Source organism: Bradyrhizobium denitrificans (assembly GCF_013179005.1).
Classification (GTDB): domain Bacteria; phylum Pseudomonadota; class Alphaproteobacteria; order Rhizobiales; family Xanthobacteraceae; genus Bradyrhizobium; species Bradyrhizobium denitrificans.
In genome coordinates this window covers 47534-66292 of sequence record NZ_JABFDP010000018.1, presented here as the reverse complement: position 1 = coordinate 66292, position 18759 = coordinate 47534, and the positions used below count along the sequence as shown (strand labels likewise).

Sequence of the window (18759 nt, the reverse complement as noted above, 5' to 3'; positions counted from 1 at the left end):
CTATCGTGATCACATCCAGATGATCGGCCGTGCTGTGAGGAAGAAGCGATCGCGGAGCGAGATATTTGGAGCGGGCGAAGGGGTTCGAACCCTCGACCCCGACCTTGGCAAGGTCGTGCTCTACCACTGAGCTACACCCGCATCCGTGACCACTGGGCGGCGTGGCCGCCAGCGACGGGCAGACCTATGCCAAAAGCCGCGGACGAATGCAACAGGTCTGCGACAGCTTTCGTCGTGGAACAGTGTCGTTTTTTACGTCCAGGGCGCCCCAGCGATCGAAACCGAGCAATTGGCGGGTTCGGGCATGAGCAGATTGAAATTTCCGGGAGGACCGCCACTTAAAGCGGAGGAAACCGTGTATTGAGGCACGGCGGCGGCCGGTTCCGGCCGGCCGGCCATCCCAGCATTTTCGGACGAGGGATTCCCGTGACCATTGTTGAGCAGGGCGGCGGAACGGCACAGGTGCCGGATCTGATCAAGGACACCACGACGCAGAGCTTCGTTAAGGATGTCATCGAAGAATCGAAGCGTCAGCCGGTTCTCATCGACTTCTGGGCTCCCTGGTGCGGCCCGTGCAAGCAGCTGACTCCGATCCTGGAGAAGGCCGTCAAGGCCGCCAAGGGCAAGGTCAAGCTGGTCAAGATGAATATTGACGAGCATCCGGCCATTCCCGGCCAGATGGGCATTCAGTCGATTCCGGCGGTGATTGCGTTTGTCGGCGGCAGGCCTGCCGATGGGTTCATGGGCGCCGTTCCCGAGAGTCAGGTCAGTGCCTTCATCGAGAAGCTGACCAAGGGCGTCCCGGGTGTCGGCGAACCGGACATCGGTGAGATTCTCAAGGAAGCCGAAGCCGTGTTGGCCGAGGGCGACCCCACGGGCGCCGCGCAGATCTATGCCGAGATCCTGTCGTTCGACGCCGCCAACATCGCGGCCCTGGCGGGACTTGCCAAATGTTACGTCGAGACCGGCGCGATCGAGCAGGCCCGCGAGACGCTCGCCCAAGTCCCGGAAGCCAAGCGCGGCGATTCCGCGGTCTCGGCAGTGCAGGCGGCGATCGATCTTGCCGAACAGGCGCAGTCGCTCGGACCGATCGGCGAGCTCGAACAAAAGGTCGCCGCTAATCCGCTGGATCATCAGGCGCGTTTCGATCTCGCCACGGCACTCAACGCCGCGGGCAAGCGAAAGGAAGCCACCGATCAATTGCTCGAGATCGTCAAACGCGACCGCAAGTGGAACGAGGATGGCGCGCGCAAGCAGCTCGTGCAATTCTTCGAGGCCTGGGGCGGCGCCGACGAGGCCACCATCGAGGGCCGCAAGCGGCTGTCGACGATCCTGTTCTCGTAAACCGGCGGGGCCCACGCTTCAGCGGATACGGGTTTAGCGGACACGAGGTATCGCATGCCGATCAATGCCGAATATCGCGGTCCTGCCGAACTGCCGGAGGTCATTCCGGTGTTTCCGCTGGCCGGCGCCCTGCTGCTGCCGCGCGGCCAAATGCCGCTCAACATTTTCGAGCCGCGCTATCTCGCGATGGTCGACGACGCGTTTCGCGACGGTCGTCGGCTGATCGGGATGATCCAGCCTGACGTCAGCCATTCTTCCAGCGAGGAGCGTCCGGCCCTCTTCAAGGTGGGCTGCGTCGGCAGGATCACGCAACTCGCCGAGTCCGGCGACGGGCGCTACATCCTCGAACTGACCGGCGTGTCCCGCTTCAAGGTCGTCGAGGAGATGTCGGTGCTGACGCCGTACCGGCAGTGCAAGGTCGACTATTTTCCGTATGTCGACGACTTCAAGGCCCGCAAGGGCGAGGACGCCGTTGATCGCGAGGCGCTGCTGGCCGTTCTCACCGACTTCCTGAAGGCCAACAATCTCAAGGTCGACTGGGCGGGCATCGAGGCGGCCCCGAACGAGGCGCTCGTCAACGCGCTGGCCATGATGTCGCCGTATGGTCCGGCCGAGAAGCAGGCCATGCTCGAAGCGCCGGACCTGAAAACCCGCGCCGAGATCCTGATCGCCGTGACCGAGATGGATCTCGCAAAGAAGCGGACCTCGGGCGATCCGCCGCTGCAATGATCACTCGGCCGCGATCACGCGCGGCGCGCGCGTTCCCGCGGTCAAGCGCATCAATATCACCGTGAGCAGGATCACGCCGACATAGGCGGCGAGCTGCATCACCGTCGGCTGGTCGGTATATCCAATCAGCGCCTTCAGGGTTCGGCCGGCCACGCCGCCCTCGGGCAGAACAGCGCTCGAATCCCACACCACCTGATCGAACGAGGTCAGCCAGTTGGCGCGAGCGAGAAAGAACACCGCCTGGGCCGCCATGCCGGCCGACAACAGCGTGATCAGCACGGTGGTGGTCCTGAACAAAGCGCGCGGCGGAATCCGCATCAGACCGAAATAGGTCGCAAGACAGACGGCCACGCCGAGCAGCAGGCCCAAGGCACCGCCGCCGAGCAGCGCCCGACCGCCGCCCTCGCTTGTGGCCGCGACACCATAAAGGAACAGCGCGACCTCACTGCCTTCGCGGAGCACAGCGATGGCGATCACGGTTGCCAACGCAACCAACGGCCTTGCGCCGTCGACCACCGCCTGCCCCATCGTCCGCAGCTCGTTGGCCATCTCACGACCATGCCGGGCCATCCACACATTGTGCCACGTCAGCATGATCACCGCCGTCGACAGGATCGCCGCGTTGAACAGCTCCTGCCCCATGCCCTCGAACAGCTGGGTCAACGTCCCGGCGAAGGCCGCGACGGCACAGGCGCCGACAAGCCCGGCAAACAATCCGCCGCCGATCCAACGCAGCCGATACGGCACGGAGCTCGTGACCGCGAGCACGATGCCGACGATCAGACCGGCCTCGAACACTTCACGAAAGACGATGATCAGCGCGGCAAGCATGAGACCACCCTTTATTGAACAATGAGGAAACCGCGTGCTTTTTCGTTGAAGTCGTTGTGGAATTCGTAGCGTCCCGACTTCACCGCACGAACGTTGAGGACGGCCTCGCTGTTGCCGGCAACGACCTTTTCGATCTTGAGCGTCTCGCTCTCGAACTCCATCGCCTTGGCGTCCAAATTCTTGACGCGGATGGTCAGCGGCGCGTCGGCCGGCACGGTCGGCTCTTTCGGCTCGAATTGTCCATTCGCATAAGTGAGGCAGATCTCGTTCCGCCCGTCTGCCTGGGCCTGCGTCATCGCCAGCATCACGCCGAGGCTGCCGGCAACGACCATCAACTTCCGCACCACGTCGACCAACATCGATCAGTCCCCTCGTATCACGACAAACAAATCGGAGAACTGGTACGCGGCCGCTCGATGGCGAGTACCCGTTCGCGACGACGAACAGCTAATCGGCCCGCCGCCGGGTCTGCAAAGAGACTCCTTCTAAGTTGGAACCATTCTTCGCGAATATGTCTTGGCAGTGGCGAGTGCTTGGCCGCCGGCGGTCGTCCGGCGTTGTTTCGTTAAGATCGTTCGTCGGCTTGCCACACCGCGGCCGCGCATTGCCGTTTTGCGGCAAAACATTGACCGCCGATCGGAGCAGGCAAACGACGTGAGGCTGGTGTCCGGCGCATCTCAATAGCCCGCTGCGGCGAGCACAACGGCTCCCGCGAGCATGACCCAGCCGAAATGGCGCGCGCGTGTCGCCACGGCATTGGCGCAGGCGGCGGACGCGAACACGACGATGGCCGTGATCGCGATCCAATGCCGCGCGGGCTCCGAGCCCATCCAGGGCGCAGCAATCAGCAAGAGACCATAGCCGATCCATGCCACCGTGCCAGCCTGCCACACCAGGCGGAGCAAGGTGCGCAGCCGCTCCGGCGCGATGCTGGCCCGCGCGAACACGGTGGTCTCGCCGAGCAGGCCATGGATCAGCGCCACCACGATCACCGCCAACCCGGCACATTGCAACAGCATATCGCGCATCGCCACCTCCATACAGTTCTGTATGGAGCCTGCCCGAGAGGATGGCGCCCGTCAATACACTTGTGTATGGTCGATCGGGTGGTGACGACATGAACGAACAGCTCTCGGCGAAGGACTGGCTGGACCAGGGTCTCAAGGTGCTGGCAAGCCGTGGCTTCACCGCGCTCAAGGCCGAGCCGATGGCCAAGGTGATGGGGGTGTCGCGCGGCAGCTTCTACTGGCACTTTGCCGACGTGGCCGCGTTCCATGCCGCGTTGCTGAAGCATTGGCGCGACATCGCAGCCGAGCAGATCATCAGCGGGGTCGAGGCGAGCGCTGGCGACGAACCGGCGATCGCCGTGCTGCTGCGTCGCAGCTTTACCATCAGGCTCAGTCTGGAGCGGGCCGTCCGCAGCTGGGCCGCGTCGGACGCGGCGGCGCAGCACGCCGTGCAGGCGATCGACAAGCGCCGGCTGGGCTATATCGAGGACTTGCTCACCGCCCGAGGTCTGCCGCCGGATGTCGCCCAGGCCCGCGCGCAAGTGCTGTATTGGGCGTTTCTCGGCCACGCATTGTCCGGCCGACCGCTGCCGGCCGGACAGCAGGAGGCCGTGCTCGGCGAGCTGATCCGGATCGCGCTGCATGAGCCTTGAGTGACGACAGCGCGACCGTGAATATGTTAGACAGCGCCCGCCGGAGACCATGCCATGAACGCCCCGCTCGATCGCCCCGCCAATTCTGTCGACCCGAAGCTGCTCGAGATCCTGGTCTGCCCCATGACCAAGGGACCGCTGGAGTATGACGCCGCCAAGCAGGAGTTGATCTCCCGCTCGGCCAAGCTCGCTTATCCGATCCGCGACGGCATTCCGATCATGTTGCCCGAGGAAGCGCGAAAGATCGGCTGACGATGCGCTCGGCCCTGATTCGCTGCGCGCTTGCCCTGGTCGTCCTCACCTCGGCAGCGACGGCCGAGGAGAGCACGATCCGCGTCGGCGCGCTCGACGCCGTTCTCACCACCCCCGCAGGCATCGAACGGCCGCCGGTCGCGCTCCTGATCGCCGGATCCGGGTCGACGGATCGGGACGGCAATGGGCCGCAGCTCAAGCCGGCGACATTGAAGAAGCTGGCCGATCAGCTCGCCGCCCGCGGCATCGCCAGCCTGCGCTTCGACAAGAGAGGCGCACGCGGCTGGAAGGCAGAGTTCGGCCGGCCGGAGGATTTCCGGTTCAAGGACTATGTCGGCGATACCGCTTCTCTCGTCGACTTCTTGCGCGGCAAGTTCGCCCGCATCGCGCTCGTCGGCCACAGCGAGGGTGGCTTGGTGGCGATCCTCACCGCCCGACGCACGCCGGTCGACCGGCTGATCCTGCTCGCGACCTCGGCGCGGCGGCAGGGCGATCTGCTGAAGACGCAGCTTGAGAGGAAGCTGCCGGCTGCCAAGATGGAGCCGGTCGCGAAGGCGATCGACGCCATCATGGCCGGGCAGATTGTCGATCCGCCGCCCCCTGACCTGCCGATCGCGCCCCAGATGCAGCCCGGCATCGGCTCGGCCTTCGCGGAGGACCCGATCGATCCGCTGAAGCAGATCACGATCCCGATCCTGATCGTCGGCGGCGCCCGCGACAGCCAGATTGCGCGGCTCGACATGGTCGCGCTCGCCGCCGCCGCGCCGGCCGCCAAGACGCTTTGGCTGCCGGAGATGAATCACGTGCTGGTCGACGTCGCCAATGAGGACGAGAACCTCGCCTCCTATAACGACCCGGACCGGCCGCTCGACCCCGACATGGTCGAGGCGGTCGCCGGTTTCATCGCGGCCGCAGGCCCGCGCTGAGCTCCTTGTTGGAGCATCATCCTTTCGGAAAGCCGGTTACAGCTTGTCCGGATCAACGCTCTACAGCGCCTCCCCCTTCAACAGCCGCGGCATCTCGCCGGTCAGGCCGGCGGCCTGCTTGATGAACAGCTCCTTCAACGGCGGCGCGCGATCGACGATCCCGAGCCCGATGTCGCGCACGGCGCGCAGCAAGGTCGATTTGTTCGAGAACAGGAAGTTCAGCGAGTTGGTGGCGACGCCCATCGCCATCGTGTCGAAGCGCCGCCAGCGCTGATAGCTTTCGAGCACGTCGACCTGGCCCGGATCGATTCCCATGCGGGCGGCATCGACAACCACCTGAGCCAGCGCCGCGACGTCCTTCAGCCCCATATTGAGGCCCTGTCCCGCAATCGGATGGATCACATGAGCGGCGTCGCCGACCAGCGCCAGCCGCGGCGCGATGAACGAGCGCGCCACGAAATAGGACAGCGGGAACGCACGCGGCTGGTCGAGCACCTTCAATTCGCCGAGGTGAAGGCCGGCGCGCTTCTCGAGCTCGGCATGGAATTCGTCGGCGCTCAGTTCGACGAGGCGTTTTGCCTCCTTGCGGCGCTCAGTCCACACCAGCGACGAGCGCTTGCCGGTCAGCGGCAGGATCGCGAACGGACCGGGCGGCAGGAAATGCTCCTCGGCACGGCCGCCATGGTCACGCTCATGGCCGACGGTGACGACGATGCCGGACTGGTCATAGTCCCAGCCATGGGTCTGGATGCCGGCGCGCTCGCGCAGCTTCGAGCGCGCACCATCGGCCGCCACCAGCAGGCTGGCCTCGACCTCGCTGCCGTCGCCCAGCGTGACCGCGACAGCGTCCGCCCGGGTCTTGAAGCCGGTCACCGGCATCGCCTTCAGCTCGACACCAGCCGCCTCCGCGTGCCGGACCAGGGCGTCGATCAACAGCCGGTTTTCGACCATATGCGCGAACGGCTCGCCGGCCTCGACCTGGCCCGCAAAGGTCAGAAAGGCTGGCCGCGTGGCATCCTCGAGCTTGGAATCGGTGATGACCATGTCGAGGATCGGCTGCGCCTGCGGCGCGACATCGGCCCAGACCCCGATCGCGTCGAACAGCTTGCGGCAGGCGGCGACGATGGCGCTGGCGCGCGGATCGCGGCTCGGCCGGTTGGCCAGCGCCGGATCGGCCACGATCACCGGCACCTCGGCACCGAGTCCCTGCCGGAGCGCAAGCGCGAGCGCCAGGCCGGCGAAGGCCCCGCCACAAATGACAATGCTTCGCTGTGTCGTCATGCCACTCTGCTCACGGTTGCTCTTGCGGGTGGACTATAGCTAGGCGAAACAGGGGCGTGAACCAAGGGCCGCCACCCCAGGCCGTCATTTCCGGATGCCTGTCCCGCTTTGGCGCGGCCGGCGCCGGCGGCCGAGCCAGCGAAAGCACCGTGCCATGTCCAAGGGACTGATCGACCTGATCTCGATCCTCGACCTCGAGCCGATCGAGGTGAACCTGTTCCGCGGCAACAGCCCGAAGACCAGCTGGCAGCGCGTGTTCGGCGGCCAGGTCATCGGCCAGGCGATGATGGCGGCCTGCCGCACCGTCGAGGGCCGGCTGCCGCATTCGCTGCACTGCTATTTCATCCTGCCCGGCGATCCGCAGGTGCCGATCATCTACCAAGTCGAGCGTCTGCGCGACGGCAAGAGCTATGCGACCCGCCGGGTCACCGCGATCCAGCACGGCAATGCGATCTTCTCGATCATGGTCTCGTTTCACAGCGACGAGGAGAGCGCGTTCAACCACCAGGACAGGATGCCGGACGTGCCGCCGCCGGAGAAGCTCACCGCGGAGGAGATCTCCAAGCAGCCAATGTTCCAGGAAGTCTTCCAGCGGATGCCGGATTTCATCCGCCGCTATTACGAATCCGATCGTCCTATCGAGCTGCGCCCAGTCGAGCTCAGCCGCTATTTCGGCCAGAAGATCGATGACGGCCGCATTCACGTCTGGATCAAGACGGCGGCCAAGCTGCCGGACGATCCGGCGCTGCACATGTGCGCGCTGGCCTATGCATCGGACTTCTCGCTGCTCGACGCGGTCATGGCGCGCTACGGCCGGACCTTGTTCGACAAGCGCATGATGCCGGCCTCGCTGGATCATGCGATGTGGTTTCACCGGCCGTTCCGCGCCGACGAATGGCTGCTGTATGCGCAGGATTCGCCGAGCGCGCAGGGCGGCCGCGGGCTGACCCGCGGCTCGATCTTCAAGCCCGACGGCACGCTGGTCGCCTCCGTCGCGCAGGAGGGCTCGATCCGCGAGCGAAGGTCCTAGCCCGCGTCACACCGGCTGCGCGGTGCGTGGCACGAGCGCGAATTGCGACACGTACCAGGTGCTGTACCAGCGCAACAGCCACGGAATCGGAATGATGAAGGCGCAGCCCACCGCAAACAGCAGCGTGCGCCACAGCACATCCAGCCCGGAGGCGTTGAACACCAGCTCGCGCCGCGAGCCCTGGACGTTGCGGCAGATCCAGCGCATCCAGGCCGTCAGCACCCAGGCCCAGCCGATGATGGTGATCGCCGACACCAGCGTTGCGAGATACCAGCCGAAATAGGCAAGCGGGCTGCCTTCGAAGCGAAGCGGCAGCGGTTCGCCATTCGACGCGATCTTGGTGGCCACCCAGCGCAGGATCATCCAGCCCAGCAGCGCCTGTCCGACCACTGAAACCAGCTGCAAGAATGGCCTGTCGCTGGTGCCGATATAGGTCAGTACGCCGAGACCGACGAAGACATACCAGATGTCGAGCGGCTGACCGGTGAAACTGAGATTGGGCCGACCGGGCACCCTGATCCGCTCGACCACGTAGCGGTAGAGATAGACCGCAGTCCAGGGCGCGAGAATGATCACGAGCTGGCCGACGACATACAGCAGCGCCCAGCCGAAATAGGGCCAGGTGTCCAGCTTGGCCGAGAGCGCCCCGGCCGAGGCAGGCCCCCCGATATCGAAAGCAGGTGCCGCCGGCGGGATCTCGGGCACGCCCGACATCAATCCGGGAATGCGTCCGGCCTTCTCCCAGCCGGCCATGCCGTCGCTCCACAGCAGCGTGTCGGCGGTCACGACGCTCCTGGCGATCAGGTCGCGCAGTTCGTCCTCTGATATGGGCCCCTGTTGCTGACCTTGCGCAGCGTAATACCAGGAACGATTCGACATAGTGGGTCCTTGGCTGGAGGAGGCGGACAACGTCTTCGATCTGTCGGGCGATGCCGCATTTCGTTCAGTGATATCGGTCACTCCTTGACGTTTTCGCTTAACGCTGCGCTCATTTTGTGCCATTTGCCTAGCAACAGCCCAAACGGCCGCCTGCAATCTGCCTTCGAAACAGGCTGCCCTGCTCCGAGGAACCCAAGGCCCGACCATGAAGCTCGTCGTCGCGATCATCAAACCTTTCAAGCTCGACGAGGTCCGCCAGGCCCTCACCGCGATCGGCGTCCACGGCATGACCGTGACCGAGGTCAAGGGCTATGGCCGCCAGAAGGGCCACACCGAGATCTATCGGGGCGCCGAATACATCGTGAATTTCCTGCCAAAGCTGCGCATCGAGATCGCGGTCAATTCCGACATCGCCGACAAGGCGGTCGAGGTGATCACCACGCATGCACGCACCGGCCAGATCGGCGACGGCAAGATCTTCGTGACGCCGATCGATCACGCCCGCCGCATCCGCACCGGCGAGACCGACAGCGACGCGCTGTAGGCCGTCGCGACAGCGGCACGCCCGCCGCAACGGCGCGGCGGCGGAAGACATCTCAATCTGATCTGACATGCCGGGGGGACTGTCATGGGGACCTATGCGTCTCGTTGCCTTCGCGCGTCTGCAGCTTCGGCTGCAGCAGGCGCGGCCATCTTCACCACGCCTGCCTTGGCGGCTGCACCATCGACGATCGAACCGGCCGACACCGCCTGGATGATCGTGGCCACGGCCCTCGTGCTGATGATGACCATCCCGGGGCTGGCGCTGTTCTACTCGGGCATGGTGCGCAAGAAGAACGTGCTGGCGACGATGGCGCAGAGCCTCGCCGCGGTCATGCTGATCTCGATCCTGTGGGTTGCGTTCGGCTATTCGCTGGCCTTCGTCGGCGACGGCGCCTGGATCGGCACGCTCGACCGCGCCTTCCTCGCCGGCATGGGCATGGAGAGCGTGCATCCCGGAGCCAAGACGATTCCGGAAGCGCTGTTCATGCTGTACCAGATGACCTTCGCGATCATCACGGTGGCGCTGGTGGCCGGCTCGGTGGCCGATCGCATGCGCTTCTCGGCCTATCTTGTGTTCGGCGTCGCCTGGTTCGTCTTCGTCTATGTGCCGCTGGCGCATTGGATCTGGGGCGGCGGTTTCCTCGCCCAGGCCGGCGTGGTCGATTTCGCCGGCGGCCTCGTGGTACATCTGTCCGCCGGCACCGGCGGCCTGGTCGCGGCCGTGGTCATGGGACGCCGCCACGGCTATGGCAGCGAGAACCTGTCGCCGTTCGACCTGTCGCTCGCGGTCGTCGGCACCGGCCTGCTCTGGGTCGGCTGGTTCGGCTTCAATGGCGGATCGGCGCTCGGCGCCAACGCGCATGCCGTGATGGCGATCCTGACCACGCATCTTGCCGCCTGCGCCGGCGCCGTCACCTGGGGCGCGCTGGAATGGTCGACCCGCCGCAAGCCGTCGGTGCTCGGCATGATCTCCGGAGCGGTCGCCGGCCTCGGCACCATCACCCCGGCATCGGGCTTCGTCGCCCCTTGGCACGGCCTGGTCATCGGCGCGCTGGCCGGCATCATCTGCTACTGGGCCTGCACCTCGCTGAAGCACCGCTTCAATTATGACGATTCGCTCGACGTGTTCGGCGTCCACGGCATCGGCGGCCTCACCGGCACGGTGCTGGCCGGCGTGTTCGCCACGGCAGCGATCGGCGGCACCGCCGGGCTGATCGAGGGCAACCCGAAGCAACTCGCGGCGCAGCTCTACGGCGTCGCCGTCACCCTGGTCTGGTCGGGCGGCGTCACCTGGGGTCTCCTGAAGCTGGTCAGCATCTTCGTGCCGTTGCGGGTGTCCCGCGAGCAGGAACTCGAGGGTCTCGACATTTCCCAGCACGGCGAAGCGCTGCAATAATTGCAGGATTTGGCGGCAATTGACCTGTTCTGAGTCGCGGAATTCTGCCCGCGCAGTGAGCAGCATTGTGTCTTGAGCCTGGCATGCGCAATTTTTGCGCATACCTGCCCATTCCCTGGGCGCGACGGAATGGCGCAGCCCGCGCCTTCCCCCCTGAAGGCCGAAAAGGTCAGGATTCACGGGTCGTTAGCCCTGACCAGCCGACTGGCACGGCATTTGATTCTAAGTCCCCCGGCTGTGCCCGCGTCGTGAAGCTCTCTCCGCGTGGTGAACCTCAGTCGACAAGCAGCGCTCGGTAACGTCCGTGCCGGGCCCAAGCGGGGATAGGACCCATGAAAATTGTTATGGCGATCATTAAGCCATTCAAGCTCGAAGAAGTCCGGGACGCCCTGACCGCCATCGGCGTTCATGGTCTCACGGTGACCGAAGTGAAGGGGTACGGCCGCCAGAAAGGCCACACGGAAATCTACCGCGGCGCCGAATATGCCGTGAGCTTCCTGCCCAAAATCAAGATCGAAGTCGCGATCCCGTCGGACCAGGTCGACAAGACCATCGACGCCATCAGCTCGGCCGCCAAGACCGGCCAGATCGGCGACGGCAAGATCTTCGTCATCAGCCTCGACCACGCCGTGCGCATCCGCACCGGCGAAGCGGACGCTGCGGCTCTCTGATTTCGCGCTCACACCAGAACACTTACGGAGTAGAATAAAATGACGTTCAAGCGTCCAACCAGCGCGGGATGGGTTACGCTCGCAGTCGCAGGGCTCTGCGTCGCTGGCCTCGTCGATGTGGCGTTCGCCGAAGATGCGCCGGCGGCCGCGGCCGCGGCCGCCCCCGTTCCCAACAAGGGCGACACCGCCTGGATGCTCGTGTCCAGCGCGCTCGTCCTGATGATGTCCGTCCCCGGCCTCGCGCTGTTCTATGGCGGCCTCGTCCGCACCAAGAACATGGCCTCGGTCCTCACCCAGGTGTTCGCGATCGTCGCCATGGTCGGCGTGGTCTGGACGCTGTACGGCTATTCGCTCGCCTTCACCGACGGCGGCAGCATGACGTCGTGGATCGGCGGCTTCTCCAAGGCCTTCCTGCACGGCGTGGACGCCAACTCGGTGGCGGCGACCTTCTCCAACGGCGTCGTGATCCCGGAACTCGCCTATTTCGTGTTCCAGATGACCTTCGCGATGATCACCCCGGCCCTGATCGTCGGCGCCTTCGCCGAGCGCATCAAGTTCTCGGCGGTGATGCTGTTCGTGCTGCTCTGGGTCACCTTCATCTACTTCCCGATCGCGCACTGGGTCTGGTACATCGCCGCGCCGGATGACGTTGCCGCCGCTGCCAAGGCTGTGGCTGCCGCAACCGACGCTGCCGCCAAGACCGCTGCCCAGGCCAAGCTCGACGAGCTCACCGGTGCCGTTGGCTGGCTCGCCGGCGCTGGCGCCCTCGACTTCGCGGGCGGTACCGTCGTTCACATCAATGCCGGCATCGCCGGTCTGGTGGGCGCGGTTCTGATCGGCAAGCGCACCGGCTACGGCAAGGAGTTGATGGCTCCGCACTCGCTGACCATGACCATGATCGGCGCCTCGCTGCTGTGGGTCGGCTGGTTCGGCTTCAATGCCGGTTCGAACCTGGAATCGAACGGCGTCACCGCGCTGGCCTTCGTCAACACGATGGTCGCCACTGCCGGTGCGGCGCTGTCCTGGCTGCTCTGCGAATGGGCCGTCAAGGGCAAGCCCTCGCTGCTCGGCATCTGCTCGGGTGCGGTCGCCGGTCTCGTCGCCGTCACCCCGGCCTCCGGTCTCGCCGGCCCGATCGGCGCCCTGGTGCTCGGCCTGATCGTCTCGCCCGTCTGCCTGTTCTTCGTCTCCACGGTGAAGAATTCGCTCGGCTATGACGACGCACTCGACGTGTTCGGCGTGCACTGCATCGGCGGCATCATCGGCGCTCTGGCCACCGGCATCCTGGTCAACCCGGCCCTCGGCGGCGTCGGCATCACCGACTACACCAACATCACCGGCAACAACGCCGGCACCTACGACTTCGCCACGCAGATGCTGGCGCAGGTCAAGGCTGTCGTCGCCACGCTGGTGTGGTCGGGTGTCGGCTCAGCGATCCTCTACAAGGTCGTCGACGTGGTCATCGGCCTGCGCCCGACCGTCGAGCAGGAGCGCGAAGGTCTGGACATCACCGACCACGGCGAGCGCGCCTACAACTACTGAGGTCTCCCGGGACTCGGTCCCACGGGACCAGGTCCGCAACTTCGGTTCGGGCAAATACCCGGCAATGCCCTGACCGTTGAGGGGCTCCAGCGCAAGCTGGGGCCCCTTTCTTTTTGGTCGCTGCACGATCTGCGCAAGATTCACTTCCGAACCTGATGGGGGCCGCTTCCTCCCTCCCCTGGAGGGGGAGGGCACCGTCCGCGTATCTTGACTCATCGGCATCACGACAACCCATGGGGGTGGCTGAATTCCGGACGAGCATCCGTCTCGCGGCGCAATGACGCCCGAGTCATGCTCATCATCATCGCCCTCATCAATAGAGGGCGCAGGGAAGGCCGGGCGCTCGCCAAACAGGGACGCGCGGAAATGTGCAGGCGATTTGCCCGACGGTGCAACGCGATCCGCGTGCGACAAAGTAGCTCGACGGGCAGCTTGCGCATGCGAGGCATGCCGAGCGCCAAACCCGCGAGCGCCCCAGGATGACAGCGAGTCCTGCTACAGCGGATCGCGCAAGCGGAGGCAATAGCCTTCGGCCCCTACACGCCACCCATCTTGCACACCAGCTTCCATTCCTCCGGCGTCACCGGCTGCACCGACAGGCGCGACTGTTTCACCAACGCCATCTCGGCGAGCTTCGGCTCAGCCTTGATGGCGGCGAGCGTCACCGGGGTCTTGAAGGGTTTGTGGGCCTTGATGTCGACGCAGACGAACTTGCCCGTCTTGTCGGTCGGATCGGGATAGGCCTCCTTGATGATCTCGGCGATCCCGACGATCTCCTTACCCTCGTTGGAATGGTAGTAGAAGGCGAGCTCGCCCTTCTTCATCGCCACCAGGTTCTGCCGCGCCGTGTAGTTGCGCACGCCGGTCCAGGCTTCGCCCTTGGCGCCCTTCTCCACCTGCTGGTCCCAGGACCACACCGAGGGTTCGGATTTCACCAGCCAGTAGCTCATGATGCTCGTCTCTTTCCACTTGTCATGGTCGGGCGGCGGCGTCAGGCGCGTGTTTCGCAAGCCCCCGCCATGCGCGTCTTTGATCGCAACGCATTATCAAGACGTGGAAGCCCGCGACAAGCGCGGGCATGACGGCGGAAGACGGCGCAACCCGTTCGTCAACATGGAAGAGCGTCGCGATCCGCGCCGTTTTCGCGTCGTGCCGGTCCGGCGCTCACTCCTCCGCCTTGAACGGGCGCAGCATCAGCGCCTCGATCGCGGCATCGATCGTGACGGCGCCCGCGAGAATCGCCGCCACCGCCTGCGCGACCGGCATCTCGACGCCGCGCGCGGCGGCGAGCTCGACCAGCACCGGCGCGGTGTATTGCCCCTCGGCCAGCTTGCCGGCCGGCAGCGGCTCGCCGCGGCCAAGCGCCAGGCCAGCGGCGAAGTTGCGCGATTGCGGGCCGGCGCAGGTCAGGATCAGATCGCCGAGACCCGAGAGGCCGGTCAACGTCTCGCTGCGCGCGCCATGGGCGCGGCCGAGCCGCACCAGCTCGGCAAAGCCGCGCGTGGTCAGCGCCGCCAGCGCCGAAGCGCCGAGCTGCCGCCCCGCCACGATGCCCGCCGCGATCGCCAGCACATTCTTGGCGGCGCCGCCGATCTCGACGCCGCGCACATCGGTCGAGTGGTAGGGCCGGAAGGTCGGCGAGCCCAGCGCCTGGACCAACGCCGCCGCCAGCGCCTCGTCGGGAGCGGCGAGCGTGACTGCCGTCGGCAATCCGCGCGCGACATCGTCGGCGAAACTCGGGCCGGACAGGATCGCAGGCGTCGCGCACGGCGCGGCTTCGGCGATCACCTCGGTCATGAATTTGTGGGTGCCATGCTCAATGCCCTTGGCGCAGGCCACAAGCGGCGTGCCGGGCGCTAGCAGCGGCGCAACATGCATGACGGCACCGCGCAGATGCTGCGCGGGCACGACGACCAGGACAGCGTCGGCGCGGGCGGCCGCAGCGAGATCGGCGGTGACCGCGATGCGCGACGCGAGCGGAATGCCGGGCAAGCGCGGATTCTCGCGGGCACTTGCGATACGCGCCGCGTGCTCGGCATCGCGGGCATAGAGCGTCACGGCACGCCCGGCGCGCGCGGCGACGGCGGCGAGCGCCGTGCCCCAGGCTCCGGCGCCGATGACGGCGATGGTTTGGAAGCGCGTCATCGCCCCACGCCCAACTGCGCTCGCTCTCCCCGTTCTTCACGGGGACGCGACGAGCTTCGCTCGCGCTGAGAGGGTTGGGATGAGGGGCAGCCCCGCACACTGACCGTGCGGAGAGCCCCCCTCACCCGGATTGCATCTGGCGATGCAATCCGGCCTCTCCCCGCACGCGGGGCGAGGTTGAAGATTGCCCCGCGCGCGCGTGAGGGATGAAGAAATAGCCCAGGCACGCCCTCAAAACCCCGCGCGCGTATTCGCGAACTTGCCGGGCACGCTGGCATTCGCATCCAGCAGCCAGCGCGCGCGTGGCGCGGCGTCCATGCCGTCGATCATTCCCAGGGCGAGACGCTCCAATCCGGCCCAGGCGATCATCGCGCCATTGTCGGTGCACAGCGCCGGCGGCGGCATGATCAGGCGGGTGCCGGCTTGCTGCGCGACATCATCGAGCGCGGCGCGGATCGCCTGATTGGCCGCGACGCCGCCGGCCGCGACCAGCGCGGTCGGCGCTCCGAAGCGCTGCTTGAAAAGATCGAGGCCGACGCGCAGGCGGTCGGCGGTCGATTCCAGCACCGCGGCCTGGAAGCTCGCACAGAGATCGGCGATGTCCTGCGCGCTGACATGGGCGATCCGGCCGATCTCGTTGCGCACGGCGGTCTTGAGACCGGACAGCGAGAAATTGGCGTCGCTGCGGCCCAGCATCGGACGCGGAAACGCAAATCGCGCGGCGTCACCGCGCTGCGCGGCCTCTTCGACCTGCGGCCCGCCGGGATAGGGCAGGCCGAGCATCTTCGCCACCTTGTCGAAGGCCTCGCCCATCGCATCGTCGACGGTGGTGCCGAGCCTGACATAGTCGCCGACGCCGGCGACCGCGACGATCTGGGTGTGGCCGCCGGACGCCAGGAACAGGCAATAGGGGAAATCGATTGCATCGGTCAGGCGCGGCGTCAGCGCATGCGCCTCGAGATGATTGACCGCGATCAACGGTGTATCATGCACCAGCGCGATCGCCTTCGCCGTGGTGAGCCCGACGATCACGCCGCCGATCAAGCCGGGACCAGCGGCCGCGGCGACGCCATTTAGATCGGCATAATCGATGCCGGCCTCGCGCATCGCCGCATCGATGAGATGATCGAGCATGTCGACATGGGCGCGCGCAGCGATCTCGGGAACCACGCCGCCATAAAGGGCGTGCTCGTCGGTTTGCGAGCGCACCACGTTGGAGAGGATCCGCCCCTTGCCGTCCGAATCACGCGCAACCACCGCCGCGGCGGTCTCGTCGCAGGTGGTTTCGATGCCGAGCACGAGCGTTGTCGAATCGTTACCCAATCTCAACCCTTTTGGTCATTATGAGTGCGCAGAACCGCCTAACACCACGAGGTCGCCAGGTGCAATCGTCCGTCCGTTGCAGCCCGGCTGATCCGTATTCGACGGGAGCATAGCACATGGCCGTGCTGGTGACCCGTCCCGCTCCCGACAATGACCGCAGCGCCACAGCACTTCGTGCGCGCGGCTTCGAGGTGCTGCTGGCGCCGATGTTGCGATTCGAGCCCGTCGCGCTGCCCGATGAGGCCGGCCGCGATGCCGCGGCTGTCATCGTGACGTCGTCGAACGCGCTGCGCGCGGCAGCACCGCAGCTCGCGCGGTCCGCGTTACTGACCCTGCCGCTGTTCGCGGTCGGCGATCACACCGCGGCGGCGGCGCGCCAGGCCGGCTTCACCCAGGTGATGTCCGCCGACGGCGATGCAGGCGCCTTGCGCGATCTCGTCACCCGCGAGCGCGCCAACGGCCGCATCAAGGCGGATGCGCCGCTGCTCTATCTCGCCGGAGCCGACATTTCGCGCGATCTCGCGGGCGAGCTCGCCGGGCGCGGCTTCGAAGTGATCACCCAGACCGTCTACCGCATGGCCCCGGTGACGACGCTGCCGCGCGACGTCTGCGATGCATTCGCAAAGAACGCCATCACGGCCGTGCTGCATTATTCGCGGCGAAGTGCCGCGGCCTTCGTCGCGGCGATCAGGGCCGATGGCGTCGAAATTTCGGCGCTGGCCGTGCCGCATTGCTGCATGTCGGCCAATGTCGCCGAGGTGCTGCGCGAAGCTGGCGCGACGCAGGTCACAATCGCGGCGCATCCGAATGAAAACGACATGCTGGAGGGGCTGACCCGTGCGCTACGGTCGTGAATGGCGTAAGAGGGCCTGCTCAATCTTGCCTCAGCCAGGGAACTTCCACCATGGTCGATGAACCCGACACCGTTGCGCCGGCCTCCGATACCGGGCGGCCGAAACGGCCACCGCCGACCATCGACCTGGAGCCGACCTCGCGCGAGGAGCGTCCGTCGGCCGCCGAGAGCGCGGCCGAGCGGCCGACCGCCTCGCCCTGGTCAGCCCCGGCCGAGGCCGTCGCCGAGGGATCGTCGGGCGCCGCGAGCCAGTCGCATCCCCATGCGGCGCCGGACGCCGCACCCGAAGCGGCCGAAAGCGCGACGCCCGAGGAGCCTGTCGCCGCGGCCGAGCCGCCGCGCGCCGACGCGCCTCCACCGCCCCGGCCGGTATCGCCCTGGATCATCGCGCCGTTCTCCGGCGCGGCCGCAGCGGCGCTGGTGATCGGCATCGGCTGGATGCTGGGCTGGCCGCCGGTCCAACCGCCGTCGGCCACGACGCCCCAGGACGCAGCCGTCACGGAGCTGACCTCGCGCGTTGCGGGGCTGGAGCAGCGCATCGGCAGACCGGATCCGGCCGTGACCGGCCGGCTCGACGCGGCCGACAAAGCGATCGCGGCGGTACGGAACGACATTGCCGGACTGCGCGCGCAGTCTGACAAGACGATCGCGGCGCTCAACGACGTCAAGGCTCAGCCGCGCGACGGCGCGGCATCGGCGCCCGCGCCGGCCCCGGTCGACCTGTCTGGCCTGATTGCGCGGATCGACGCGCTGGAGCGGACCAGCAGGAGCCAGAGCGCGGCGCTGGCGCAGGAGAGCCAGAAGCTCGCCGACGCCGCCAAGCCGGCCGACGATGCGCCGCTGCGCCGGGTGGTCGCCGCCGCGCTGCTCGACGTCGCGGTCCGCCATGGCGATCCCTATGCCGCGGCGCTGTCGACCGCGAAATCGCTCGCGCCCGATGCCGCCGCGCTGAAACCGCTGGACGCCTTTGCCGCCACCGGCGTGCCGAGCCCGGCCGCGCTCAGCCGCGATCTCCTCACCATCGTGCCGAAGCTGGCGCCGCCCGCCCCGGAAGGCACCACGGGAAGCTCGATCCTGAGCAAGCTCTCGGCCGGCGCCGCCGGCCTGGTGAAGGTCGAGCGCACCGACGGCGCCGGCACCGACCGCGGCGCGGTCGTCGCGCGGATCACCGCGGCCGCGCTGCGCAATGATTTCGCCGAGGCGCGGCGCGAGCTGAAGGGACTGTCGCCTGACGAGCGCGCCCCCGCCAAAGACTGGCTCGACAAGGCCGATGCCCGCGACGCGGCGCTGTCGACCGCCCGCAAATTTGCCGACGACGCGATGACCGCGCTCGCCAAACCCGCGCAATAGGACG

19 protein-coding genes, 1 tRNA gene and 1 pseudogene are annotated in these 18759 nt (G+C 66.6%); 12 read left to right on the top strand and 9 right to left on the bottom strand.

Going from position 1 to position 18759, the window contains the following annotated elements; all coding sequences use genetic code 11:
- Positions 1-66: 66 nt before the first annotated feature.
- A tRNA-Gly gene (locus HL671_RS20755) sits at positions 67-141 on the bottom strand.
- A 285-nt stretch (positions 142-426) separates the two neighbouring features.
- Between HL671_RS20755 and trxA the strand changes: the two genes are divergently transcribed.
- Together trxA and HL671_RS20745 are read left to right on the top strand one after the other, a co-directional pair.
- Positions 427-1344 carry a thioredoxin gene (trxA, locus tag HL671_RS20750; protein ID WP_012040653.1) on the top strand — a complete coding sequence of 306 codons (918 nt, stop codon included), beginning with the start codon at positions 427-429 and terminating at the stop codon, positions 1342-1344.
- Positions 1345-1398: 54 nt separating this feature from the next.
- Positions 1399-2073 (top strand): LON peptidase substrate-binding domain-containing protein, encoded by a 675-nt coding sequence (locus HL671_RS20745; RefSeq protein WP_172238158.1) that lies wholly within the window; start codon positions 1399-1401, stop codon positions 2071-2073.
- Here HL671_RS20745 and HL671_RS20740 read toward each other — a convergent pair whose 3' ends face one another.
- From HL671_RS20740 to HL671_RS20730, 3 genes are all read right to left on the bottom strand, one after another.
- Positions 2074-2904, bottom strand: coding sequence for an FTR1 family iron permease (locus HL671_RS20740; protein ID WP_012040651.1), 831 nt, complete (start codon positions 2902-2904; stop codon positions 2074-2076).
- Between the two features lie 11 nt (positions 2905-2915).
- Positions 2916-3263, bottom strand: a complete 348-nt coding sequence (locus HL671_RS20735) for a cupredoxin domain-containing protein (RefSeq protein WP_012040650.1) — start codon at positions 3261-3263, stop codon at positions 2916-2918.
- A 318-nt stretch (positions 3264-3581) separates the two neighbouring features.
- Positions 3582-3932 (bottom strand): hypothetical protein, encoded by a 351-nt coding sequence (locus HL671_RS20730; protein WP_012040649.1) that lies wholly within the window; start codon positions 3930-3932, stop codon positions 3582-3584.
- An 89-nt stretch (positions 3933-4021) separates the two neighbouring features.
- On the opposite strand from HL671_RS20730, the gene HL671_RS20725 reads away from it, so the two are divergent.
- The 3 genes from HL671_RS20725 to HL671_RS20715 are packed head-to-tail and all read left to right on the top strand — an operon-like array spanning position 4022 to position 5742.
- Positions 4022-4564, top strand: coding sequence for a TetR/AcrR family transcriptional regulator (locus HL671_RS20725; RefSeq protein WP_172238155.1), 543 nt, complete (start codon positions 4022-4024; stop codon positions 4562-4564).
- Positions 4565-4618: 54 nt separating this feature from the next.
- Complete coding sequence (locus HL671_RS20720; protein WP_012040647.1) at positions 4619-4816, top strand: Trm112 family protein; 198 nt, start codon at positions 4619-4621, stop codon at positions 4814-4816.
- Between the two features lie 2 nt (positions 4817-4818).
- Positions 4819-5742, top strand: a complete 924-nt coding sequence (locus HL671_RS20715) for an alpha/beta hydrolase (RefSeq protein WP_172238152.1) — start codon at positions 4819-4821, stop codon at positions 5740-5742.
- 60 nt (positions 5743-5802) lie between these two features.
- Here the strand turns inward: HL671_RS20715 and HL671_RS20710 are convergent.
- Positions 5803-7026: pseudogene (locus HL671_RS20710) on the bottom strand (ubiquinone biosynthesis hydroxylase); the annotation flags it as partial.
- A gap of 151 nt (positions 7027-7177) precedes the next feature.
- On the opposite strand from HL671_RS20710, the gene tesB reads away from it, so the two are divergent.
- Positions 7178-8053, top strand: a complete 876-nt coding sequence (gene tesB, locus HL671_RS20705; protein ID WP_172238146.1) for an acyl-CoA thioesterase II — start codon at positions 7178-7180, stop codon at positions 8051-8053.
- A gap of 6 nt (positions 8054-8059) precedes the next feature.
- Here the strand turns inward: tesB and HL671_RS20700 are convergent, their stop codons facing one another.
- On the bottom strand, positions 8060-8932 hold the full coding sequence (locus tag HL671_RS20700) for a DUF4339 domain-containing protein (protein ID WP_012040643.1): 873 nt from the start codon (positions 8930-8932) through the stop codon (positions 8060-8062).
- 205 nt (positions 8933-9137) lie between these two features.
- On the opposite strand from HL671_RS20700, the gene HL671_RS20695 reads away from it, so the two are divergent.
- From HL671_RS20695 to HL671_RS20680, 4 genes are all read left to right on the top strand, one after another.
- Positions 9138-9476, top strand: a complete 339-nt coding sequence (locus tag HL671_RS20695; RefSeq protein WP_009031848.1) for a P-II family nitrogen regulator — start codon at positions 9138-9140, stop codon at positions 9474-9476.
- Between the two features lie 84 nt (positions 9477-9560).
- Positions 9561-10871 carry an ammonium transporter gene (locus HL671_RS20690; protein ID WP_172238143.1) on the top strand — a complete coding sequence of 437 codons (1311 nt, stop codon included), beginning with the start codon at positions 9561-9563 and terminating at the stop codon, positions 10869-10871.
- A gap of 332 nt (positions 10872-11203) precedes the next feature.
- Positions 11204-11542, top strand: coding sequence for a P-II family nitrogen regulator (locus HL671_RS20685; RefSeq protein WP_006611147.1), 339 nt, complete (start codon positions 11204-11206; stop codon positions 11540-11542).
- Positions 11543-11581: 39 nt separating this feature from the next.
- Complete coding sequence (locus HL671_RS20680; RefSeq protein ID WP_012040641.1) at positions 11582-13084, top strand: ammonium transporter; 1503 nt, start codon at positions 11582-11584, stop codon at positions 13082-13084.
- Positions 13085-13620: 536 nt separating this feature from the next.
- Here the strand turns inward: HL671_RS20680 and HL671_RS20675 are convergent.
- The 3 genes from HL671_RS20675 to tsaD all read right to left on the bottom strand — a co-directional run bounded on the left by HL671_RS20675 (position 13621) and on the right by tsaD (position 16528).
- Positions 13621-14034, bottom strand: a complete 414-nt coding sequence (locus HL671_RS20675) for an EVE domain-containing protein (protein ID WP_012040640.1) — start codon at positions 14032-14034, stop codon at positions 13621-13623.
- A 214-nt stretch (positions 14035-14248) separates the two neighbouring features.
- Entirely contained in the window at positions 14249-15229 is a 981-nt protein-coding gene (locus HL671_RS20670) for an NAD(P)H-dependent glycerol-3-phosphate dehydrogenase (RefSeq protein ID WP_172238140.1), read from the bottom strand.
- A gap of 231 nt (positions 15230-15460) precedes the next feature.
- Positions 15461-16528 (bottom strand): tRNA (adenosine(37)-N6)-threonylcarbamoyltransferase complex transferase subunit TsaD, encoded by a 1068-nt coding sequence (gene tsaD / locus HL671_RS20665; RefSeq protein WP_012040638.1) that lies wholly within the window; start codon positions 16526-16528, stop codon positions 15461-15463.
- Positions 16529-16668: 140 nt separating this feature from the next.
- Between tsaD and HL671_RS20660 the strand changes: the two genes are divergently transcribed.
- Positions 16669-17406 (top strand): uroporphyrinogen-III synthase, encoded by a 738-nt coding sequence (locus HL671_RS20660; RefSeq protein WP_172238137.1) that lies wholly within the window; start codon positions 16669-16671, stop codon positions 17404-17406.
- Between the two features lie 50 nt (positions 17407-17456).
- A complete protein-coding gene (locus tag HL671_RS20655) occupies positions 17457-18755 on the top strand; it encodes a COG4223 family protein (RefSeq protein WP_172238134.1) in 1299 nt (432 codons plus the stop codon).
- Positions 18756-18759: the final 4 nt, after the last annotated feature.